The 22,060-nt window shown below is 62.1% G+C and carries 25 protein-coding genes; 15 read left to right on the top strand and 10 right to left on the bottom strand.

Annotated features, from left to right (window positions below; translation table 11 throughout):
- The first annotated feature begins 84 nt into the window (after positions 1-84).
- A complete protein-coding gene (locus KW838_RS19765; RefSeq protein WP_007970144.1) occupies positions 85-969 on the top strand; it encodes a sugar nucleotide-binding protein in 885 nt (294 codons plus the stop codon).
- Positions 962-1,891, top strand: coding sequence for an NAD-dependent epimerase/dehydratase family protein (locus KW838_RS19760; protein WP_218502765.1), 930 nt, complete (start codon positions 962-964; stop codon positions 1,889-1,891). Before KW838_RS19765 ends, KW838_RS19760 begins: the two co-directional genes overlap by 8 nt.
- A gap of 182 nt (positions 1,892-2,073) precedes the next feature.
- On the opposite strand, the gene KW838_RS19755 is transcribed toward KW838_RS19760, so the two are convergent.
- From KW838_RS19755 to KW838_RS19735, 5 genes are all read right to left on the bottom strand, one after another.
- The gene (locus KW838_RS19755; protein WP_095965761.1) at positions 2,074-2,772 is read right to left on the bottom strand and encodes an OmpW family protein; all 699 of its coding nucleotides are present in this window, start codon (positions 2,770-2,772) and stop codon (positions 2,074-2,076) included.
- Between the two features lie 233 nt (positions 2,773-3,005).
- Entirely contained in the window at positions 3,006-3,524 is a 519-nt protein-coding gene (locus tag KW838_RS19750) for a DUF3299 domain-containing protein (RefSeq protein ID WP_015097018.1), read from the bottom strand.
- An 11-nt stretch (positions 3,525-3,535) separates the two neighbouring features.
- Entirely contained in the window at positions 3,536-4,801 is a 1,266-nt protein-coding gene (locus KW838_RS19745; protein WP_218502761.1) for an ABC transporter permease, read from the bottom strand.
- A gap of 1 nt (position 4,802) precedes the next feature.
- Positions 4,803-5,513 carry an ABC transporter ATP-binding protein gene (locus KW838_RS19740; RefSeq protein WP_007970153.1) on the bottom strand — a complete coding sequence of 237 codons (711 nt, stop codon included), beginning with the start codon at positions 5,511-5,513 and terminating at the stop codon, positions 4,803-4,805.
- A gap of 135 nt (positions 5,514-5,648) precedes the next feature.
- Positions 5,649-6,239, bottom strand: coding sequence for a DUF2796 domain-containing protein (locus tag KW838_RS19735; protein WP_218502759.1), 591 nt, complete (start codon positions 6,237-6,239; stop codon positions 5,649-5,651).
- A gap of 135 nt (positions 6,240-6,374) precedes the next feature.
- Here KW838_RS19735 and KW838_RS19730 point away from each other — a divergent pair, with 135 nt between their 5' ends.
- A complete protein-coding gene (locus KW838_RS19730; protein ID WP_218502758.1) occupies positions 6,375-6,713 on the top strand; it encodes a hypothetical protein in 339 nt (112 codons plus the stop codon).
- A gap of 103 nt (positions 6,714-6,816) precedes the next feature.
- Here the strand turns inward: KW838_RS19730 and trxA are convergent, their stop codons facing one another.
- The 3 genes from trxA to KW838_RS19715 form a co-directional block, all read right to left on the bottom strand.
- The gene (gene trxA / locus KW838_RS19725) at positions 6,817-7,689 is read right to left on the bottom strand and encodes a thioredoxin (RefSeq protein ID WP_218502755.1); all 873 of its coding nucleotides are present in this window, start codon (positions 7,687-7,689) and stop codon (positions 6,817-6,819) included.
- Between the two features lie 197 nt (positions 7,690-7,886).
- Entirely contained in the window at positions 7,887-8,540 is a 654-nt protein-coding gene (locus KW838_RS19720; protein ID WP_218502745.1) for a methyltransferase, read from the bottom strand.
- Positions 8,537-9,001 (bottom strand): YbaY family lipoprotein, encoded by a 465-nt coding sequence (locus tag KW838_RS19715; RefSeq protein WP_015097013.1) that lies wholly within the window; start codon positions 8,999-9,001, stop codon positions 8,537-8,539. Before KW838_RS19715 ends, KW838_RS19720 begins: the two co-directional genes overlap by 4 nt.
- Positions 9,002-9,128: 127 nt before the next feature.
- Here KW838_RS19715 and nrdR point away from each other — a divergent pair, with 127 nt between their 5' ends.
- The 12 genes from nrdR (at position 9,129) to KW838_RS19655 (ending at position 17,931) form a co-directional block, all read left to right on the top strand.
- Positions 9,129-9,593 (top strand): transcriptional regulator NrdR, encoded by a 465-nt coding sequence (gene nrdR / locus KW838_RS19710; protein ID WP_003228656.1) that lies wholly within the window; start codon positions 9,129-9,131, stop codon positions 9,591-9,593.
- Positions 9,590-10,723 carry a bifunctional diaminohydroxyphosphoribosylaminopyrimidine deaminase/5-amino-6-(5-phosphoribosylamino)uracil reductase RibD gene (gene ribD, locus KW838_RS19705; RefSeq protein WP_218502743.1) on the top strand — a complete coding sequence of 378 codons (1,134 nt, stop codon included), beginning with the start codon at positions 9,590-9,592 and terminating at the stop codon, positions 10,721-10,723. The genes nrdR and ribD overlap by 4 nt, the downstream gene beginning before the upstream one ends.
- A 47-nt stretch (positions 10,724-10,770) precedes the next feature.
- Positions 10,771-11,436 (top strand): riboflavin synthase, encoded by a 666-nt coding sequence (locus tag KW838_RS19700; RefSeq protein WP_008018158.1) that lies wholly within the window; start codon positions 10,771-10,773, stop codon positions 11,434-11,436.
- Positions 11,437-11,452: 16 nt separating this feature from the next.
- Positions 11,453-12,544: a bifunctional 3,4-dihydroxy-2-butanone-4-phosphate synthase/GTP cyclohydrolase II gene (ribBA, locus tag KW838_RS19695; protein ID WP_007970163.1), complete on the top strand. Its 1,092-nt coding sequence runs from the start codon at positions 11,453-11,455 to the stop codon at positions 12,542-12,544.
- Positions 12,545-12,635: 91 nt separating this feature from the next.
- Positions 12,636-13,112 carry a 6,7-dimethyl-8-ribityllumazine synthase gene (gene ribE / locus KW838_RS19690; RefSeq protein ID WP_003228649.1) on the top strand — a complete coding sequence of 159 codons (477 nt, stop codon included), beginning with the start codon at positions 12,636-12,638 and terminating at the stop codon, positions 13,110-13,112.
- Positions 13,109-13,609 carry a transcription antitermination factor NusB gene (gene nusB / locus KW838_RS19685; RefSeq protein WP_007970164.1) on the top strand — a complete coding sequence of 167 codons (501 nt, stop codon included), beginning with the start codon at positions 13,109-13,111 and terminating at the stop codon, positions 13,607-13,609. Before ribE ends, nusB begins: the two co-directional genes overlap by 4 nt.
- A gap of 28 nt (positions 13,610-13,637) precedes the next feature.
- Positions 13,638-14,603 (top strand): thiamine-phosphate kinase, encoded by a 966-nt coding sequence (gene thiL / locus KW838_RS19680; RefSeq protein WP_218502741.1) that lies wholly within the window; start codon positions 13,638-13,640, stop codon positions 14,601-14,603.
- A complete protein-coding gene (locus tag KW838_RS19675) occupies positions 14,600-15,103 on the top strand; it encodes a phosphatidylglycerophosphatase A (RefSeq protein WP_007970166.1) in 504 nt (167 codons plus the stop codon). The genes thiL and KW838_RS19675 overlap by 4 nt, the downstream gene beginning before the upstream one ends.
- Before the next feature lie 35 nt (positions 15,104-15,138).
- On the top strand, positions 15,139-15,876 hold the full coding sequence (locus tag KW838_RS19670) for an ABC transporter substrate-binding protein (RefSeq protein WP_102702039.1): 738 nt from the start codon (positions 15,139-15,141) through the stop codon (positions 15,874-15,876).
- Between the two features lie 221 nt (positions 15,877-16,097).
- Complete coding sequence (gene ribA, locus KW838_RS19665) at positions 16,098-16,715, top strand: GTP cyclohydrolase II (protein WP_007970170.1); 618 nt, start codon at positions 16,098-16,100, stop codon at positions 16,713-16,715.
- Positions 16,712-17,131 carry an MFS transporter gene (locus KW838_RS19660; RefSeq protein ID WP_102702040.1) on the top strand — a complete coding sequence of 140 codons (420 nt, stop codon included), beginning with the start codon at positions 16,712-16,714 and terminating at the stop codon, positions 17,129-17,131. Before ribA ends, KW838_RS19660 begins: the two co-directional genes overlap by 4 nt.
- Positions 17,131-17,931 carry a cobalamin-binding protein gene (locus KW838_RS19655; RefSeq protein WP_218502731.1) on the top strand — a complete coding sequence of 267 codons (801 nt, stop codon included), beginning with the start codon at positions 17,131-17,133 and terminating at the stop codon, positions 17,929-17,931. Before KW838_RS19660 ends, KW838_RS19655 begins: the two co-directional genes overlap by 1 nt.
- 124 nt (positions 17,932-18,055) lie before the next feature.
- Here the strand turns inward: KW838_RS19655 and KW838_RS19650 are convergent, their stop codons facing one another.
- The gene (locus KW838_RS19650; RefSeq protein ID WP_218502729.1) at positions 18,056-19,942 is read right to left on the bottom strand and encodes a TonB-dependent receptor domain-containing protein; all 1,887 of its coding nucleotides are present in this window, start codon (positions 19,940-19,942) and stop codon (positions 18,056-18,058) included.
- Positions 19,943-20,088: 146 nt separating this feature from the next.
- Positions 20,089-21,987, bottom strand: coding sequence for a 1-deoxy-D-xylulose-5-phosphate synthase (gene dxs / locus KW838_RS19645; RefSeq protein WP_218502719.1), 1,899 nt, complete (start codon positions 21,985-21,987; stop codon positions 20,089-20,091).
- Positions 21,988-22,060: the final 73 nt, after the last annotated feature.

The following is a 22,060-nucleotide window of genomic DNA, read 5'->3' as shown; positions in this document are numbered from 1 at the left end:
ACGATTCCGGCAATTACCAACGACATCGCCTGGGGGCGATGTCGATATAGCCATCGTTCCAATCAGACTGGGCCTGCTGACTCTATGCGAATGCGCCTTATGTTACTGGGCGGCGGAAATGCCCTTGGGCAGGCGCTGATTCGCCTCGGTGCGGAGGAAGACATCGGTTTCCTCGCCCCCCGCCCGCCGCAAGACGGCTGGGATGCCGCGAGCCTGACGCAACTGCTCGACGACACCCGTCCCGATGCATTGATCAACCTTGCCTACTACTTCGACTGGTTTCAGGCAGAAGCGGTCAGCGAACAGCGTCTGGCCGGCCAGGAGCGCGCGATCGAGCGTCTGGCGGAACTGTGCCAGCATCACAACATCGTCCTGCTGCAACCTTCCAGCTATCGCGTGTTCGACGGCTCCCGCGCCACGGCTTACAGCGAAAAAGACGAACCGGTTCCCTTGGGCTTGCGGGGGCAGGCGTTGTGGCGGATCGAGCAAAGCGTTCGCGCCACCTGCCCGCAACACGTACTGCTGCGTTTTGGCTGGCTGCTGGACGACAGCCCGGACGGTGCCCTTGGCCGCTTCCTCGCCCGTGCCGAACAACCCGAAGAACTGCTGATGGCCGACGACCGGCGCGGCAATCCGACGCCGGTCGACGATGCCGCCCGTGTGATCATTTCAGTGCTCAAGCAACTCGATTGCGCCGCGCCACTGTGGGGCACCTACCACTACGCCGGGCATGAGGCGACCACGCCGCTGGCGCTGGGGCAGGCGATTCTGACCGAAGCCCGCAGCCTGCATCCGCTGGCCATCGAAGCTCCGACCGCCCAGGCCCACGCCGCGCGTCCGGATGCTGCGGAAGAGCCGCAACACGCGGTATTGGCCTGCAAGAAAATTCTGCACACCTTCGGGATCAAGCCACGCGCCTGGCGTGCGGCGCTTCCCGGTCTACTGGACAGGTTCTATCGCCATGGCTGACGGTCCCGTTTTGATCACCGGTGGTGCCGGTTTCATTGGTTCGCACCTGACTGACGCCCTGCTCGCCAAGGGCCACGCGGTGCGGATTCTCGATGACCTGTCCACCGGCAAGCGCAGCAATCTGCCGCTGGATAATCCCAAGGTCGAACTGATCGTCGGCGACGTGGCCGATGCGGCTGTGGTCGCCCAGGCGATGGCCGGTTGCAGCGCCGTGGCGCACCTGGCCGCCGTAGCGTCGGTACAGGCCTCGGTGGACGATCCGGTGCGCACGCACCAGAGCAACTTCATCGGCACGCTGAACGTCTGCGAAGCCATGCGCCAGGCCGGGGTCAAACGCGTGCTGTTCGCCTCCAGCGCGGCGGTGTATGGCAACAATGGCGAGGGCGAGTCGATCGACGAAGACACCCCAAAGGCGCCGCTGACGCCGTATGCGGTGGACAAACTGGCCAGCGAGCAGTACTTCGATTTCTACCGTCGCCAGCATGGGCTGGAACCGGTGATTTTTCGCTTCTTCAACATCTTCGGCCCGCGCCAGGATCCGTCTTCGCCGTACTCCGGGGTGATCAGCATTTTCAGCGAGCGCGCATTGAAGGGCTTGCCGATCACCGTGTTCGGCGATGGTGAGCAAACCCGGGATTTTGTCTACGTCGAAGACCTGGTCGACTTGCTGGTGCAGGCCATCGAGAAGCCCCGGGCCGAAGTCGGTGCGGTCAACGTTGGCTGGAACCAGGCGACGACCCTCAAGCAAATGCTCGAAGCGCTTGAAGCCGTGGTCGGCCAGCTGCCGCCGGTAAGCTACGGCCCGGCGCGCTCCGGTGACATCCGTCATTCCCGGGCGAACAACCGGCGTCTGCTGGAGCGCTTTCGCACCTCCTCGCAAACACCGATGAGTGTGGGGCTGGCGCGGTTGCTGGGGCGATAGATCGCTCACCCGTGGACATGAAAAAGGCGCCTTTTTACAGGCGCCTTTTTCACGGCCGGAATTTACTTACAGCGTGTGCAACTTCTATGGCGAGGGAGCTTGCTCCAGATCGACCCCGTCACGGTCGTCATCAGTATTGAGTTTGCTCGCCACGGCCTCATCCACCACCACGTGAACGTTACTTAGAACTTGTAGCCCAGACCGACCATGTAGACGAACGGATCCACATCCACATCGACCTTGGCCCGGGTGCCCGGTGCAATGGCGTTGTTTTCCACAGTGGCGGTGGTATCGATGTCGATGTAGCGCACCTGGGCGTTAATCATCACGTTGTCGGTCAGCATGTAGTCGGCACCGACCTGCCAGGCCAGACCCCATGAGTTATCCGCCTTGAAATTGCTGAAACCGGCGGACTGGGCTCGGCTGCCGACATGTTCGTCGTAGATATAGGTGTAGTTGATGCCACCGCCGATGTACGGCTGGAACGCCGACTTGGGATCCAGCGGGTAATACACCAGGCTCAAGGTTGGCGGCAGCTGTTTGATGCTACCGAGCTTGCCATTGGCAGGGGCCAGCGCGGTGCCCTTGATTTTCACATCATGTTCGAAGGGGGTTGCCGCGAGCAGCTCGATACCGAGGTGGTTTGTGAGCATGTAGGCGAAGTTCAGACCAAGCTGTGTGTCGCTGCTCAGAGTCGCTTTGCCACCCAGGTCGGCACCCGCCAGCGGGCCTTGATCAACCTTGACGCTGGAGCTGTCGGCTTCCGGGTCGACGGTGATGGCGCCGGCACGGAGGATAATGTCACCGGCTTCGAAAGCATTGGCGAGCGGGGCTGCGAGCGCAAGGGCAACCAGCGAAGCGCTGAGCAAGGACTTGTTCATGGGGGCTCCAGAGGACGTTAAAAATGTTCGATGTCCAATGGTAAGGCGCCTAACGATTCGGTCTTTTGATGCAGCTCAATGAAAGTGGGGAGGGAGTGATTTTTGTGGTGTTGCTGATGGCCTCATCGCGAGCAAGCTCGCTCCCACAGGGGATTTGAGTCGAGACACAGATCAAGTGTGGGAGCGAGCTTGCTCGCGATGACTGACTTTAAAGCAACCCATGACTACCGGACTCACTCCGGCAATTCATACAGATAAATCTTGTCCGCCTCCATCTGATACCCGGCATCCGCCAGTTCGCTGGTGGACGCCTTGACCTGCAATGCGCCCTCGATCCAGTACGGCTGATACAACTCGTCGAGCTTCACGCCGACTTCGCTTTTGACGTGCACGATCTGGTTCGACGGCGGTGGCGGTACGTGGATGCAGGCGCCGAAATAGGGCACCAGCAGAAACTCCGTGGTGCGTCCTTCCTCGCTCACTTCCAGCGGCACGATGTAACCCGGCAGACGAATGCTCTGGCCATCGAGGGTCTTGACCACCGGTGCGTTGGGCAAGTCTTGCCTGGCGGCGGGCGCCGACTCGGCCGACAGCGCATTGCTCATCTGCGACAGGTCATGCAGCGGCGTCATGTTCGGCACTTCTTTCGGCGCATCCGGCGGAATCATCTCCGACCAGGTCAAATCTCGCGGCTGGGCCGCCCACAGGGGCAGGGCGACCAGCATCAGCAGCGCAAGTACAGCGCGGGGCATTTTCAACGTCCTCATAAGCGGATCGACAGGCCGTCGGCCAGGGATTGGCGATAGGCGCGCCAGGCCGGCACGCTGCCCATCAGCAACGCGGCGATCAGGATGCCACCGAGCAACGTCCATTCATACTCGCTTGGCCAGGACAGCGGCAGATACAGACCATAGTTGGCCTGCACATAACCCTGGGCCGCGGCGATGCACACGTACAGCAACGCCACGCCGGCGATCACGCCCGACAGTGCCAGGGCAAAGGCTTCGAGCACCAGCAGCGTCGCGATGTGCCAGGGGCGCGCACCCACCGAACGCAGGATCGCCATTTCCCGGCGGCGTTCGTTGAGGCTGGTGAGAATGGCCGTGAGCATGCCGATCAACCCGGTCAGCACCACAAACAGCGAGACCACGAACAGGGCTTTTTCCGCCGTGCCCATCAGGCTCCATAGCTCCTGCAGCGCCACGCCCGGCAGGATCGCCAGCATCGGCTCACCTCGGAATTCATTGATTTCCCGTTGCAGGGCAAAGGTCGAAATCTTGTTGTTCAGACCGAGCATGAACGCGGTGATCGCTTGCGGCGTAAGGTCCATGTTGCGTGCCTGATCGGCCGTGATTCGGCCCTCGCCCCGGGCCGGCACGCCGTTATGCCAGTCGATGTGAATCGCTTCCATACCGCCGAGGCTGATGTGCAGCGTGCGGTCCACCGGCGTGCCGGTGCGTTTGAGAATGCCGACCACGGTGAACGGCTTGTCGTCGTGCTTGACCAGGCTGATCGCCGCCACGCCGTGGGCCAGCACCAGTTTTTCACCGAGTTTGTAGTGCAGTGCCTCGGCCACTTCGGCACCGAGCACCACTTCGAACGGGTCGGTCGCAAACGCCCGGCCATCGGCCAGCGCCAGGTGTTGCTGGCGGCCGTACTGGTAATGCTCGAAGTAGGCTTCGGTGGTGCCCATCACCCGATAGCCGCGATGGGAATCGCCGAGGGACATCGGGATCGCCCACTTCACTTTCGGGTTGTTGGCGAAGTGTTCGAAGCTGTCCCAGCGGATGTTGTTGGTGGCATTGCCGATACGGAACACCGAGTACAGCAACAGGTTCACCGAGCCTGAGCGGGCGCCGACGATCAGGTCGGTGCCACTGATGGTGCTGGCGAAACTGGCCTTGGCTTCGGTGCGCACGCGCTCCACCGCCAGCAGCAGGCACACCGACAGGGCGATGGCGAACGCCGTGAGGATCGCGGTGAAGCGGCGGTTAGCCAGGCTGGCCATGGCTAGACGAAACAGATACATCTCAGACCTCGGACGGGGTGGCGGCGCGATTGAGTTCGGCCAGCGACAGGTTGTGGTCGAACAGCGGCGCCAGGCTCTGGTCGTGGCTGACGAACAACAGGCTCGAGCCGGCTTCGCGGCACTCGGCGAACAACAGGCGAATGAAGTTCTCACGGGCGTCGTAATCGAGGGCCGAGGTCGGCTCGTCGGCGATCACCAGTTCCGGTTGCCCGATCAGCGCCCGGGCGGCGGCGACCCGTTGTTGCTGGCCGATGGACAACGAATCGGCGCGGCGACCGAGGATGTTTGCATCCTTCAGACCCAGGTGGGCGAGCAGCGTCGCGGCCGCTTTGTCGACGCTGCCGTGACGCTGTTTCGCCCGCTCGGCACGCAGCTTCGAGAAGTGGCAAGGCAGTTCGACGTTTTCGCGCACCGACAGAAACGGCAGCAGGTTGAACTGCTGGAAGATGTAGCCGGTGTGATCGACGCGGAAGTGGTCACGGGCGCCGGCCGACAGCTGCGTCAGCTCCTGGCCGAGCAGGCGGATGCTGCCGCGATCGGGCTTTTGCACGCCGCCGAGCAGGCCGAGCAGGGTGGTCTTGCCACTGCCGCTGGGGCCTTTGAGAAACAGGGTTTCACCGCGCTCCAGGCGAAACGCCGGGATGTCCAGCAGTGGCGGGTGACCGGGCCAACTGAAGCCCAGGTCGGACAGTTCGATGAGTGCTTGGGTCATGTGAAACCGGTCAGGTTAGTGGTGAACCCCTGTGGGAGCGGGCTTGCTCGCGAATGCGGTGTGTCAGAGACATTGATGCAAACTTATACGGCGCCTTCGCGAGCAAGCCCGCTCCCACATTTGATTTGCGGTGGATCAGAATTTCAGGGCGGCAGCCTTGGCCGTCACATCAACGCCTTGCTGCCCGTTCGGGCCGATCAGTTGTACCTGAATCGTCCGAGTGGCCGGGAACGAGTTGAACATGTTCGCCAGGTCCAGGGTCTTCAATGCGTCCGGTGTGGCGCAGGTGAACTGATAATGAGCGTGGATTTCGCTGTGGTCGTGATGATGTTCGTGGCCATCTTCATCTTTGTCGTCTTCATCATGGTCATCGTCGGCATCGGGCGCGTCACCGAACAACGGGCTTTCCAGTTCCTGGTTCTCCACCACGCAACCGGCGGCTTTCGGCAGGTTGAACAGGGCCAGCGGTTGCTCAAGCAGAGCGCGGGCCGCGGCGACTTTGGCTTTGTCGGCATCGCTGGTGGCGACGTGTTCGAACCCCACCAGGTTCATGGCCGGGCTTTGCAGTTCCAGCGCCAGGGTCTTGCCGTCCAACACCACGTTCAGGCGTCCAACGCCATGTTCGTGGGCACCCAGGCTGCCATGCTCGTGATCGTGTTCGTCGGCAGCATGGGCGACAGCCAGCGGCAACATGGCAAACGGCAGAGCGAGAAGCAGACGACGCATGGCGAGTCTCCGAAAAGTAAAATGAAGAAAATGTTATGTAATCTTATAACGTAAGCGCGGAGAGTTTGACTGCCTGCTTGGCGTTGCACAAGTCCCATGGGAGCATGCAGGGAAGAAAAGTGCGGGAGCAGACTTATGTTGCGAATTCGCGGAAGCATCGGCGACTGGCCGGTGGATTTGACCCTGGAGATGGACGATGCGGACTGGGCGCGACTAGGGGCGCAGTTGCAGGTAGAAAAATCCCCGGTCAGCGCCCCGGTGGCGAAACCGCTGAATCAGGATGATGCGCTGTGGCAGATCGCCCGGGATTTGCTGCGTCAGGCCGGACAGTTGAGTGGACCGGACTTGCTCGATCAATTGGAAGGCCTGACCGGCAGTGCGGCGGCGGGCAAGCGCCTGCTGGTGCGTTTGCGCCATTGTGCGGATGTGAAGGTGCTGAGCGGCGGGGATACGCCGATTTACCGCTGGTTGTAGGAGCGAGCTTGCTCGCGATGGACGTCAACGATAACGAGGGCTACCTGTATGACCACGGTGCCCTTATGCCCATCGCGAGCAAGCTCGCTCCTACAAGGGCAATTCAATACAACGCAGCAAACAATTTACGACGGTACATGCTCACCAGCGGGTGATCATTACCCAGCAACTCGAACACCTGCAGCAAGGTCTTGTGCGGCAAGCCTTCGCTGTAGCTGCGGTTGCGGATGAACAACTTCAGCAAAGCATCCAGCGCAGCGTCGTACTGCTGGCGGGCCAGTTGCTGGATCGCCAATTGATAGACCGCTTCATCGTCCAGCGGGTCTTTCGCCAGCCGTGCCTTCAGGTCGGCGGCATCCGGCAAGTCCTTGGCCAAACCGAGAAACTTGATCTGCGCCTTGGCGCCAGCCAGCGCGGCCTTGTGCTCATCGCTCTTGACCGCATCCAGCACGGCTTGCGCCTCGCCCAGTTCACCGCGCTCGGTCAGGCAGCGGGCGTACAGGATCAGCGCCTTGGCGTTGGTATTGTCTTCACCCAGGATCACTTTGAGCAGTGCTTCGGCATCGGCAAAGCGGCTGTCGTCGAACAGCGCCTGGGCCTGCTCGAACGGATCGGCGGCGGCCGGTGGCGGCATCTGCACATGGGGTTCGAGCAGGGCGCGCACGGCGGACTCCGGCTGGGCACCGGCAAAACCGTCGACAGGCTGGCCGTCCTTGAACAGCACCACGGTCGGCAGGCTGCGAATGCCGAAGCGGGCGACGATGTCTTGCTCGAGGTCGCAGTTGACCTTGGCCAGCAGCAACTCACCCTGATAGCTCTCGGCAATGCTCTGCAACATCGGCATCAGCACTTTGCAGGGCGCGCACCATTCGGCCCAGAAATCCACCAGCACCGGCTTGTGGAAAGAGTTCTCGATCACCGACTGGTCGAAATCGGCAGTCGTGGCGTCGAAGATATACGGCGTTTCCTGACTCATGGGCAATCTCTTGGAAGCGTGAATGGGGCAACTATACGGCTTGGTGGGGGGCGGCCGGAAGCGGTTGACCGTGAGAGGTGTGTTGCCTGACAGGGCGCCTTCGCGGGCAAGCCCGCTCCCACAGGGATTGAAGTCGCCACAAGATGTGTGGTTCACACCAACCATTGTGGGAGCGGGCTTGCCCGCGAAGCTTTTAACTAGCGCTGCGCATGGTAGAGGCTCACATGCCGAAACTCGTGGGGTTCGGCCAGATCCGGCAGCGTCATGGCTTCGAGCATCTCTATGCGCCGGTACAACGGATGGCGAAAATCCCGTACCCGGGAATCCGCCACCAGGGCCTCTCGGCCGCGACTGAGGAACTGGTCGAGCAGCGGCAGGTTCGCCCGGTCGTACAGCACATCCGCCACCAGGATCAGATCGAAGCGATCAGCCTCGGCGAAAAAATCCGTCGAGTAGTTGAGCTGCACGTCATTGAGCTCGGCATTCGCCTGACACGCGGCAATCGCCAGTGGATCGAGGTCGCAGGCCAGCACTTCCAGTGCGCCGGCCCTGGCGGCGGCAATCCCCGCCACCCCGGAGCCCGCACCAAAATCCAGGACCCGCTTGCCTTCGACCCAGTGCGGGTTTTCCGCCAGATAACGGGCCACGGCCAGGCCGCTGGCCCAGCAGAAACTCCAGTACGGCGGCTCATGCAGGATGCGCCGGGTTTCTTCGGGGCTGAAGGCGCGGTCCATGTTGTCGCCGTCGATCAGCCACAGCTTCAAATCGGTTTCCGGCAACGGGCAGGCCACCAGTTGTGCATCGCCAAGCAATTCAACCAAGGCCCGTTGCAGCTCGAGCGGTGCACTCATGGGGCTTTGACGAATTGCAATTGGCCCAGGGCCTGGGTGGTCGGCTGGGTAATCAGTTGCGATGGCAAGTGCAGGATCAACTGGCCGGACTGGCTGGCGCGGCCTCGCAGTTCCACACGGGCGCCTGTCGGGAAGGACTCCGGATTGAAGCGCAAGTGAAACGGCAATACCTGGTTGTTGCCGATCAGGCTGGAACTGGCGAGTAATTGTTGCGGGCGGTCTTTTTCGTCGATTACCAGCAATGCCAGCTCGACTTCAGCACCGGCCGGCACACCTTGCAGGGTGCCGCTCAGCTCACGCTGATAGGCAGGCAGGGGGCCGAGGTCGGCGGCCTCCCGGGCTTTCTTCTGCGCTTGCTGCGGCGCCGGGCCAGGTGTTGGCGGCTGGGGCTTGGGTGCATCGCTGCTGCAAGCCACCAGCAGGCTGAAAACACTGAGCAAAATGAGCGGGCGTAACGACATTGGTGGCTCCATAAAGCTGAATTCCATGGATCAAGTGATCATCCCGTCTGTATACCGCAAACCCTATGGCTTGTCTTGCCACCGGGATGCGCTACCATGGCCCTCCCTTTTTTTGTTGCCTGCCACCATGCACTGTCCCTTCTGCGGTGCCAACGACACCAAGGTCATCGACTCGCGTCTGGTCGCCGAGGGCGAACAGGTGCGCCGCCGGCGTGAATGCCTGGCCTGCGGCGAGCGTTTCACGACGTTCGAGACGGCTGAACTGGTGTTGCCGCGCCTGATCAAAACCGACGGCAGCCGCCAGCCGTTCGACGAAGAAAAACTCCGCGCCGGCATGCAGCGCGCGCTGGAGAAGCGCCCGGTGAGCGTCGAGCGCCTCGAATCGTCGCTGGTGCACATCAAACACAAACTGCGTGCCACCGGCGAGCGCGAGGTCAAATCCCTCGTGGTTGGCGAACTGGTGATGGCCGAGCTGCAGAAGCTCGACGAAGTCGCCTACATCCGCTTTGCCTCGGTGTATCGCCGCTTCCAGGACCTCAACGAGTTCCGCGAAGAGATCGATCGCCTGGCCCGTGAACCGGTGAAAGAATGACCACGCCCGCAGAACTTGCCATCCTCGACGCCCATTTCATGGCCCGTGCCCTGGAACTGGCGCGCAAGGGGCATTACACAACGCACCCCAACCCGCGTGTAGGCTGCGTGATCGTGCAGCATGGGCAGATTGTCGGCGAAGGCTGGCACGAGCGCGCCGGCGAGCCTCACGCCGAGGTCCACGCCTTGCGCGCGGCCGGTGAGCAGGCGCGTGGCGCTACCGCTTATGTGACGCTTGAACCTTGCAGTCACCACGGCCGCACGCCGCCCTGTGCCGATGCGCTGGTGAATGCCGGTGTGGCCCGCGTGGTCGCGGCGATGCAGGACCCGAATCCGGAAGTCGCCGGTCGCGGTTTGCAACGCCTGGCTCAGGCCGGTATCGCCACCGAAAGTGGTGTGCTGGAGGGCGAAGCGCGAAAGCTCAACCAAGGCTTCCTCAAGCGCATGGAGCACGGCTTGCCGTTCGTGCGGGTCAAGCTGGCCATGAGCCTCGACGGTCGCACGGCGATGGAAAGCGGCGAAAGCCAGTGGATTACCGGTCCGGAAGCACGCTCGGCGGTGCAACGCCTGCGCGCCCAGGCCAGCGTGGTGCTGACCGGCGCCGACACGGTGCTGGCGGACAATGCACGCTTGACCGTGCGTGCCGATGAGCTCGGACTGGACGCCGAACAAACAGCACTGGCCATGAGCCGGCTGCCGTTGCGTGTGCTGGTCGATGGCCGCCTGCGCGTACCGCTGGATGCGCCGTTCTTCAAGGCCGGCCCGGCGCTGGTCGCCACCTGTGTGGCGGTGGAAGAGCAGTACGCCAATGGCCCGGAATGCCTGATCGTGCCCGGCTACGATGGCCAGGTCGACTTGCGTCAGCTGCTGGTCGAACTCGCCAACCGTGGCGTCAACGAGGTGTTGGTCGAGGCCGGTCCACGGCTGGCGGGTGCTTTCGCTCAGCTCGGGCTGGTGGACGAATTCCAGATATTCATCGCCGGCAAGTTCCTGGGGTCTTCGGCGCGGCCGCTGCTGGACTGGCCGCTCGCGCAAATGAAGGATGCGCCGGAACTCAAAATCACCGAAATTCGTGCAGTTGGCGATGACTGGCGAGTCATCGCCATCCCAGTGCCAGCAGCGAGCGTATAATTTCCGGCCATCGCTATAGCGCTGGCTTTGTTCTCGAGGAGAACCTCATGTTTACCGGCATCATCGAATCCATCGGCAGTATTCGTGCATTGACCCCAAAGGGCGGTGATGTGCGGGTACACGTCGAAACCGGCAAGCTCGACTTGAGCGACGTCAAACTGGGCGACAGCATCGCGGTCAACGGCGTGTGCCTGACGGCCGTTGAATTACCGGGCAATGGTTTTGCGGCGGATGTCAGTCGCGAAACCCTCGACTGCACCGCCATGAACGACCTGAAAAGCGGCAGCCCGGTCAATCTGGAAAAAGCCCTGACCCCGACCACTCGCCTTGGCGGGCATCTGGTCAGCGGTCACGTCGACGGCGTGGGTGAAGTGGTTGCCCGTACCGAAAACGCGCGCGCCGTGGAATTCCGCATTCGCGCGCCCAAGGACCTGGCCAAGTACATTGCCCATAAAGGCTCGATCACCGTCGACGGCACCAGCCTGACCGTGAACGCAGTCGATGGCGCCGAGTTCCTGCTGACCATCATTCCGCACACCCTGAGCGAAACCATCATGGCGTCGTATCAGCCTGGTCGCCGGGTGAACCTGGAAGTGGACTTGCTGGCCCGTTACCTGGAGCGTCTGCTTTTGGGCGACAAGGCCGCAGAGCCGACTGCCGGCAGCACTATTACCGAAAGCTTTCTGGCCGCCAACGGCTACCTCAAATCCTGACCCAAGGGGGTGCCTTGTGGCGCTCAATAGCATCGAAGAACTGGTTGAAGACATCCGCCAAGGCAAGATGGTCATCCTCATGGATGACGAAGACCGCGAGAACGAAGGCGACCTGATCATGGCCGCCGAGTGCTGCAAGCCCGAGCACATCAACTTCATGGCCAAGCACGCCCGTGGCCTGATCTGCATGCCGATGAGCCGCGAGCGCTGCGAACTGCTCAAGCTGCCGTTGATGGCGCCGCGCAATGGTTCCGGTTTCGGCACCAAGTTCACCGTATCGATCGAAGCGGCCACCGGCGTGACCACCGGCATCTCCGCCGCCGACCGCGCGCGTACTGTGCAAGCGGCTGCTGCCCGTGATGCCAAGGCTGAAGACATCGTCAGCCCGGGCCACATCTTCCCGCTGATGGCCCAGGCCGGCGGCACCCTGGCCCGTGCCGGCCACACCGAAGCGGCCTGCGACCTGGCGCGCATGGCCGGTTTCGAGCCGAGCGGTGTGATCTGCGAAGTGATGAACGACGACGGCACCATGTCCCGTCGCGCCGAGCTGGAAGCTTTTGCTGCCGAACACGACATCAAGATCGGCACCATCGCCGACCTGATTCACTACCGGATGATCCACGAACGTACCGTTCAGCGGATTGCCGAGCAGCCGCTGGACAGCGAACTGGGCCAATTCAACCTGGTGACCTATCGTGATTCGGTGGAAGGCGACGTGCACATGGCGCTGACCCTGGGCAACGTGTGTGCCGAAGAACCGACCCTGGTTCGCGTGCACAACATGGACCCGCTGCGCGACCTGCTGATGGTCAAGCAACCGGGCCGCTGGAGCCTGCGCGCCGCCATGTCAGCGGTTGCCGAGGCCGGCAGCGGCGTAGTGCTGTTGCTCGGTCACCCGCTCGATGGCGACGTGTTGCTGGCGCATATCCGCGAAACCGCCGATCACGCCGCGGTGAAAAAACCGACCACCTACAGCACTGTCGGTGCCGGTTCGCAGATCCTGCGTGACCTGGGCGTACGCAAAATGCGCCTGATGTCGGCACCAATGAAATTTAATGCGATATCCGGTTTCGATCTGGAAGTTGTAGAATACGTGCCCTCCGAATAATGACCGGTTGTTCCCGGCCTTGAATTCGCGGTTCAAATATCACTGAGGGACGCGTACGAGACGCGTCCCGGCTCTTTAAGAGATCTAACGAATGACCCTGAAGACCATCGAAGGTACCTTCATCGCCCCTAAAGGCCGCTACGCTCTGGTAGTGGGCCGTTTCAACAGCTTCGTCGTTGAAAGCCTGGTCAGCGGTGCCGTTGATGCCCTGGTTCGCCACGGCGTGAGCGAAAGCGACATCACCATCATCCGCGCACCTGGCGCCTTCGAAATTCCGCTGGTTGCACAGAAAGTCGCTCAAAAGGGCGAGTTCGCGGCAATCATCGCCCTGGGCGCAGTCATTCGTGGCGGCACTCCGCATTTCGAATACGTGGCTGGCGAATGCACCAAGGGCCTGGCCCAGGTGTCCATGGAGTTCGGCGTACCGGTTGCATTCGGCGTGCTGACCGTTGACTCCATCGAGCAAGCCATCGAGCGTTCCGGCACCAAGGCCGGCAACAAAGGTGCTGAAGCTGCCCTGTCCGCTCTGGAAATGGTCAGCCTGCTGGCGCAGTTGGAGGCCAAGTGATTAGCGACGATAGCGATCGTTTCAACCCGCGCGATCCAAAGCCTGCGGATGCCGGCAAGCCATCGAAAAGCGCCAAGCGCCGCGAAGCCCGTCAGCTCGCGACTCAGGCGCTGTACCAATGGCACATGGCCAAGCAGTCGCTGAACGAGATCGAAGCGCAGTTCCGGGTCGATAACGATTTCAGCGATGTCGACGGCGCGTACTTCCGCGAAATCCTGCACGGGGTTCCGCAGTTCAAGACCGAAATCGACACCGCACTCAAGCCTTGCCTCGATCTGACCATCGAAGAGCTGGACCCGGTTGAACTGGCGGTTCTGCGCCTGTCCACCTGGGAACTGCTCAAGCGCGTCGACGTGCCGTACCGCGTTGTGATCAACGAAGGTATCGAACTGGCCAAGGTCTTCGGTTCCACCGACGGCCACAAGTTCGTCAACGGTGTGCTCGACAAGCTGGCCCCGCGTCTGCGTGAAGCTGAAGTGAAGGCGTTCAAGCGCTGATCGGCGCTTGGAATGTCGACACGAAGCCATGGGCGAGTTTGAGCTGATCCGCAATTTCTTCGCCGCCGCGCCTTGTGCGCAGGGCGGCGAAGGCGTTGCCCTCGGGATCGGCGATGACTGCGCCTTGCTGGCTGTTCCTCCCGGGGAGCAGTTGGCGATTTCTACCGATACGCTGGTGGCCGGCGTGCATTTCGCCGATCCCTGCGATCCCTTTCTGCTCGGTCAGCGCTCGCTGGCCGTGGCCGTCAGCGACCTGGCCGCCATGGGCGCCACCCCGGTTGCCTTTACCCTTGCCCTGACCTTGCCGACGGTGACCGCCGATTGGCTGCAAGCCTATGCCCGTGGTTTGAACCAGATGGCGCAAAGCTGCGGCGTGGCACTGGTCGGCGGCGATACCACCCGCGGGCCGCTCAGCTTGACCATGACCGTGTTCGGGCGCGTGCCGAGTGGTCAGGCGCTGACCCGCAGCGGTGCGCAACCGGGCGATCTGCTGTGTGTCGGCGGCGACCTGGGCAATGCCGCCGGAGCCTTGCCATTGGTGCTCGGTCAGCGCACGGCCGACGCGAGCATTGCCGAGCCGTTGCTGGCTCACTACTGGTCGCCGCAACCGCAGCTTGGCCTGGGGCAGGCGCTGCGGGGCAAGGCCACTTCGGCGATGGACATCTCCGACGGCCTGCTCGCTGATTGCGGGCATATCGCGCTGGCCTCGAAGGTCGGTATCGAAGTCGAGCGGGAGCGTTTACCGCTGTCGCAGAGCCTGGTCGACTTTCTCGGCCGATCGGACGCCCAAGTGGCGGCCCTGAGCGGTGGCGACGACTACGTGCTGGCGTTCACCCTACCGTCCGTCGAGTTGCCGCTATTGCTGGCCGACGACTGGCCGATCCATGTGATTGGACGGGTGGTGACGGGGCAGGGCGTGACGCTGCTGGACGCGGATGGCCAAGACATCACCCCGCAAACCCGGGGTTATCAACATTTTCGGGAGTCACCGTGACAGATCATCCCAAACAGGTCCCGGCGGAATTCGTACCGCCGTCGGTCTGGCGTAATCCATGGCATTTCCTGGCGTTCGGCTTCGGCTCGGGCACCTTGCCGAAGGCGCCCGGCACTTGGGGATCGTTGGTTGCCCTTCCCTTTATTCCGTTGTGGCAGATGTTGCCCGACTGGGGTTACTGGCTGATGCTCGGCATCACCATGCTGTTCGGCTTCTGGCTGTGCGGCAAAGTGGCCGACGATTTGCGGGTACATGACCATGAAGGCATCGTCTGGGACGAAATGGTCGGGATGTGGATCACCCTGTGGCTGGTGCCGGAAGGATGGCAGTGGTTGCTGGCAGGCTTCTTGATGTTCCGCTTCTTCGATATCCTCAAGCCATGGCCGATTCGCTGGATCGACCGGCACGTGCATGGCGGCGTTGGTATCATGCTCGATGATGTGCTGGCCGGGGTGTTCGCCTGGTTGGCGATGCAGGGACTGGTGTGGTTTTTCGCCTGATCAAGGGTGACCAGGCGTTAATCGGGGGAGCAGGGATGGTTCTACGTGGATTGATGGTGGTGCTCGCGATGTTTTGCTCTTTCGCCCAAGCGGGAGGAGGGGGTGCTACGCCGCCGTCGGTGATTCATCTGGCCAGCGAAGACTGGGAGGACTATACCGCCGCTGACGGTCATGGCCTGGGCTGGGACGTGCTGCGACAAGTGTTCGAGCCGGCAGGTGTCAAGGTGGACATCCGCACCGAGCCCTACTTGCGTTCGCTGGGCCTGGCCGAGCGGGGTGAAGTCGATGCCTGCGTCGGTTCCTATCGTGATGAGTCCGAGGCTGTGCTCTATCCCCATTGGAGCTTCGACACCGATCACATCTACGCCCTGGGCCTGGCAAGCAGTCCGGTGCCAACCCCGGAAACCCTGGGCAATTATCGACTGGCTTGGGTCCGTGGTTACGATTACCAGGATTACCTGCCCAACGTGCAGCACTTTGCTGAAGTGCAGCGGCGCGATGGCATTGTGTCGATGCTGACCCACAACCGTGCCGACTATTACATCGACGCGCAGACCGAAGTCGATTACGTGCGCAATCGTGCCAAAGACCCCTCCCAGTTGCGCAGTACCCATATCGCCGAGTTGCCGCTGTACCTGTGCTTTGCCAAGACCGCAAAGGCGCGTAGCCTGATGGCGCTGTTCGATCAGCGTATGGAGAAGCTGGTCAAAAGCGGTGAGCTGAAACCTATCTTCGAGCGCTGGAAACAGCCATACCCATTCGAAGACAATTGAACGGGGCCAATGCAGGAGCTGCCGAAGGCTGCGATCTTTTGATCTTCAAAAGTCAAAATCAAAAGATCGCAGCCTTCGGCAGCTCCTACAGAGATTGATCGGCCCGCATATCAAACTTTTTGATAGTTATCGCCGATAATTCAGCCTAAGCGTCGCTCGGAACCTGCTGTTACAATGCCGGCTCTGCGAATCTTCAGAACTTTTAGATCAGGAGCACACCGGTGCCTGTCGTTTTTGTCGCCGCTTCCAAGCTGCCAACGCCTTTTGCGCAATTCACCATGCACGGCTTTCTCGATGAGGGCACTGGCCGCGAGCACGTTGTGCTGAGCCTGGGTGAGTTCGACGACGGTGCCCCGGTACTCGGCCGGCTGCACTCCGAATGCCTGACTGGCGATGCCCTGTTCAGCCAGCGTTGCGACTGCGGCTCGCAACTGGAGGCCGCTTTGCAAGCCATCGCCCGTGAAGGTCGTGGCGTGTTGCTGTACTTGCGCCAGGAAGGTCGTGGCATTGGCCTGCTGAACAAGATCCGCGCCTATGAGCTGCAGGATGGTGGCGCCGATACCGTCGAAGCCAACGAGCGTCTGGGCTTTGCCGCCGACCAGCGTGACTACGCCATGTGCCTGCCGATGCTCGAGCACCTGGGCGTGAAGTCATTGCGCCTGATGACCAACAACCCGCGCAAGGTCAAGGCTTTGACCGACATGGGGATCGCGGTGGCCGAGCGCGTACCGTTGCACACTGGCCACAACCCGCATAACCGACTCTACCTGGCGACCAAGGCCAGCAAGCTCGACCACATGATGGGCAATGAACATCAGGGCGAGGTAGACCGGGCGTGACCCGGGGTCAGGTTCGGCGGCGACTGTCCGTCAACTGGTGGCAATACCTGGCACTGGCCCTGTTGCCGCTGTTTGTGATCAACGCGGTGTTCGGCCAGAGCGAAGCCATTCTGCCGGTGCTGGCGATGCCGTTGTTCATCGCCGGTGTCGCCTCGATGTTTGTCAGCCTGAAGTTTTTCGGCGCCTACAAACACGCGCTGATCGCCACCCAGAAAGCCCTCGATACCCCTGAAGAACCTGGCGCGTGGATCAACCTGGCGGCGAAGCGCCGTACAGCGTTCCTTGCCGCCGGCCTGCCAGCGTGGATCGGTGCCCTGGCGGTGTTCGTCGGGCTCGAAGCGGTGCCGCTGATGTTGCTGGCGCTGTCGACCGCCGTGCTGTTCTACCTCTACCGTATTCCGCGTCAGCTCGGTTGATGCGCGCGCTCTGGCTGGCGGTTTTGCTGCTGGCCGCCAGCGGCTCGGCCATCGCGGTCGAGCGGGTCGTCAGCCTTGCACCGTCGCTGTCTGAAATCGTCGTTGAACTGGGTTCTGCCGACCTCCTGGTCGGTGTGCTGGATGCCGGTGAGCGACCGGTGGAACTCAAGAACCTGCCCTCCGTTGGCCGCTATGGCCAGTTGGACATGGAGCGGCTGCTCAGCCTGCAGCCCGATCTGTTGCTGCTATGGCCCGGTAGCGTCGGTCCGGCCCAGCGGGACCAGCTCAAGCGCCTGAACATTCCCACCTACGTCGCCGAACCCCACAGCCTGGAGCAGCTCGCCGCGCAAATCGAGGCCATTGCCGCTCGGCTCGATCGGCCTGACCGCGGCGTTTCATTGGCCAGCGATTTGCGCCAGCGGTTGGATGCACTGCGTCAACGCTATCGACGGGATCAGCCGTTGCGGGTGTTCTATCAGATATGGGATCGGCCGTTGTACACCGTCGGCGGCGAGCAGATCATCAGCGATGCGCTGGAAGTCTGCGGCGCCCAAAACGTGTTTGCCGACCTGAAACTGCCGGCACCGCAAGTCAGCGTGGAAGCCGTGTTGCAGCGTAATCCCGAGGTGATTCTGGCCAGCGATCAGGCGCAGCTCGATGCGTGGAAAGCCTGGCCGCAGGTGGCGGCCGTTGCGCAAGGACAGTTGCGCCTGGTGACGGACAAGGGCCTGGAGCGACCGAGTGGGCAGATGGTCGAGGCGACTGCAAAGCTGTGCCAGTTGATCGCCCCCGACCGCTGAAATGTACTGTCACTGACACTCTGGCCACGCCTTTGTAGGAGCTGCCGAAGGCTGCGATCTTTTGATTTTTCTTTTAAAGACAAGATCAAAAGATCGCAGCCTTCGGCAGCTCCTACAGGTGATCTCAGCGGATGTCGGGGGTCCAGGTCACGCCAAACATCCACGCCCGACCTTCTTCGCGATACCCGTACTGGCTGCCCTGGTAGCTGTACAACGCCCGGCTGTAACCCTTGTCCAGCAGGTTGTCGACCTTCAGCTCCAGCCGGACTTCACGATTGAGCTCCCAACTGCTGCGCAGCCCCAGCAAGGCATAGCCGCCGAGGGGCTGTTGATTGTTCAGGTCGTCATAGCTGCTGCTGACCGCTTGCCAACTGGCGCCGAGGCCCAGGCGGTCGAACTGTCGGTCCAGATCCCAGCTCAAAGTGCGGCGCGCACGGCGGGCCAGGGTATGGCCCGTGTCACGGTCGCGCGGGTCGATGATCGCCACGCCGAGATTGCTTTGCCAGTCGAACAATTCCTGTTTCAGCGCTGCTTCGAAGCCGTTGATCCGCGCCGAGGCGACGTTCTCGGGGCGTGAGTTGCTGCCGAAGATGATCGCGTCTTCAAGGTCGGTGCGATACAGCGACGTTTCCAGGCGACTGCTGTCGGTCAATTGGCTGCGCCATTGCAGCTCATAGCTTTTCGAGGTTTCAGGCTTGAGGTCCGGGTTGCTGAAGTCGGGGTAGTACAGGTCGTTGAACGTCGGTGCGCGGAAGCCTTCGCTGTAGGTGAACAGCACTTCGTTGTCCGGGTTCAGCGGCAGGGTGAAGGTACCGCTCCAGGTGTTCTGGCTGCCAAATTGCTGGTTGTCGTCGTGACGCAAACCCAGCTCCGTGGAGAAACGGTCAGTCCGATAGCGATGCTGGATGTACGCCGCACGGTTCCAGCGACTGTCTTCATCGAACGCGGTGCTGCTGTTGATCCGGTCTTCATACCAGTCACCTCCGAGCAGCAGACTGTTGCGCTCGTCGAGCGCCAGGTCGTTCTGCCAGTTCACCGAATCCCGGTAGGTGTTGAACACGCTGCGATCGTCACTGAGTTTGTCGAGAGTCTTCTCGCGGTTTTCGCTGTGGCCGAACTCGATGCGGGTTTTCCACAGGTCATTGATGCGCGCGTCGATGTAGCTGCTGACACTGCTCACATCGAACTCGTTGTCGGGCTGCTGTTGGACCGATTCGAACGTATTCATGTCGAAGCGCCCGAACGGGTTGTCGAATTCGCTTTTGCCGCGATTATCCAGCGCGTTGGCGCCGATCTCGATGTCATCGCTGAGTGCGTGGCTAACGCTCAGGCTGAACGACTGGTTTCGGTACTCGTCATGGTCGCCGTCGCTGGGGTAAGACTCGTGGGTGCGATTGATCCCGGCGCTTTCGTCGAGACTGGTACCGAGGTTGAAGCGGGTGCGCTCATCGCCACCGGACAGGCCAAGGCTGCGCTCCCAGGTCTGGTTGCTGCCAAACGCCGTGTGCAGGCGCGGTTGCAGGCCCTGCTCGCCGCCCCGGCGGGTGAAGATCTGGACCACCCCACCAATCGCATCGCTGCCATAAATCACCGAACGGGAACCGCGCAGCACTTCCACGCGCTCGACCTGTTCGATGTTGATGTGTTGCAGGTTGCTGTCGCCGGAGGTCGAGCTGCCGATGCGCTGACCGTCCACCAGCACCAGGCTCTGGGCTGATTGCGTGCCGCGAATGTAGACCCCCGGCACACTGCCGCGCCCGCCGGCCTGCGAGACTTGCACGCCCGGTACACGGCGCAGCAGGTCAGTGATGCTATCGGGTTGCAGGCGATCAATGTCGTCGCGGGTGAACACGGTGTTGGCGGCGCTGCTGTCGTTGCGCGCTTCGACCTGGCGGTTGGCGCTGATCAGAACGTCGGGCAGCTTCAGCGCTTGATCGCGTTCGAAGGTGTCGGCCAGCAGTTGACCAGCCGGCAGCAGGGTCAGCGTCAGGGCGAGGGGAGAGAGTTTCATCGGAATCCGGGCTTTCACAGACAACACATGCCCCTGTAGGAGCTGCCGAAGGCTGCGATCTTTGATCTTGATTTTTCATGCCTGGAGCCGCCGAAGGGCAAGATCAAAAGATCGCAGCCTTCGGCAGCTCCTACACAGAGGGATGTTTACAGGTCGAGCAGTTGCAGGCGCTCGCGGATCGAAGCCTCGATCCCGGCTTCATCCAGTCCGCACTCGGCCAGCATTTGTGCAGGCTTGGCGTGCTCGACGTAGATGTCCGGCAAGCCCAGGTGCAGCATCGACTTGAGGATGTTTTCCCGGGCGAGGAACTCGCTGACTGCGCCACCGGCGCCGCCCATGACCGCGTTTTCTTCGACGGTGACCAGCAGCTCGTGACTGCCGGCGATTTCGCGCACCAGCGCTTCATCCAGCGGTTTTACGAAACGCATGTCGACCACGGTCGCATCCAGCGTCTCGGCGACCTTCAGGGCTTCGGCCAGTTGCACGCCGAACACCAGCAGGGCGACTTTACTGCCCTGGCGGCGGACGACGCCCTTGCCGATCTCGATTGGTTCGAGGTCTTTCTCGATGGTCGCGTTCGGGCCATTACCGCGTGGATAACGCACAGCCGCCGGGCCTTCGTACAGGTGACCGGTGGTGAGCATCTTGCGCAGCTCGTTTTCGTCGCTCGGGGTCATCACCAGCATGCCGGGGATGCAACGCAGGAACGACAAATCGAAGCTGCCGGCGTGGGTCGGACCGTCTTCGCCCACCAGACCCGCACGGTCGATGGCGAACAGGACGTCGAGGTTCTGCACCGCCACATCGTGGACAAGCTGGTCGTAGCCGCGTTGCAGGAAAGTCGAATAGATGGCGACCACGGGCTTGGCGCCTTCGCAGGCCATACCGGCCGCGAGGGTCACGGCGTGTTGCTCGGCAATGGCCACGTCGAAGTAGCGCAGCGGGAAACGTTCGCTGAACGCGACCAGGTCCGAGCCTTCCTTCATCGCCGGGGTAATCCCGACCAGGCGCGGATCGGTCGCCGCCATGTCGCACAACCATTCGCCGAACACACCGGAATATTTCGGCCCGCTGGCCTTTTTCGGCGCGGCGGCGGGGGCGTCCAGCGGTTCGAGTTTGGTGATGGCGTGGTAACCGATCGGGTCGACTTCCGCCGGGGCGAAGCCTTTGCCTTTCTTGGTGACGACGTGCAGAAACTGCGGGCCTTTCAGGTCGCGCATGTTACGCAGGGTGGCGATCAGGGTCGGCAGGTCGTGGCCATCGATCGGGCCGATGTAGTTCCAGCCCAGCTCTTCGAACAGCGTGCCGGGAACCAGCATGCCCTTGGCATATTCTTCGGTACGGCGAGCGATTTCCCAGGCGCCGGGCAGGCGCGACAGCACTTTCTTGCTGCCTTCGCGCATGCTCGCGTAGGTGCGGCTGGAAAGGATCTTCGCCAGATAGTTCGACAAGCCACCGACGTTGCGCGAGATCGACATGTCGTTGTCGTTGAGAATCACCAGCATGTTGGCGTCCACTTCCGGCGCGTGGTTCAGCGCTTCGAACGCCATGCCCGCGGTCAACGCGCCGTCGCCGATCACCGCGATCGCCTTGCGCTCGCTGTTCTGCAGGCGGGCGGCAATCGCCATGCCCAGCGCGGCACTGATCGAGGTGCTGGAGTGGCCGACGCCAAAGGTGTCGTACTCGCTCTCGGAGCGGCGCGGGAAGGCCGCGACGCCGTCTTTCTGGCGCAGGGTGCCCATGCGCTCGCGACGACCGGTGAGGATCTTGTGTGGATACGCCTGATGCCCCACGTCCCACACCAGCCGGTCGTCCGGGGTGTCGAAGACGTAATGCAGCGCGATGGTCAGCTCGATCACGCCCAGGCCTGCACCGAAATGCCCACCGGTCTGGCCGACCGTGTAGAGCAATTCCAGGCGCAACTCATCGGCCAGGGTTTCCAGCTCGGCTTCGCCTAACCGGCGCAGGCCGTCCGGCGTGTTCGCGCGGTCGAGCAGGGGCGTGGTCGGGCGCTTGCGGGGAATCTCATGAAACGTCGTGGGCATCAGGCGAATCGTTATAGGTATAAAAGATGCGGCAGTTTACCTGATGCATCGTCCCCTGCCCACGCGTTGGTCT

Source organism: Pseudomonas sp. PDM27 (assembly GCF_019219205.1).
Taxonomy (GTDB): domain Bacteria; phylum Pseudomonadota; class Gammaproteobacteria; order Pseudomonadales; family Pseudomonadaceae; genus Aquipseudomonas; species Aquipseudomonas laurylsulfatiphila.
The sequence above is the reverse complement of the archived record's forward strand: the minus strand, read 5'-3'. Positions and strand labels throughout refer to the sequence as shown.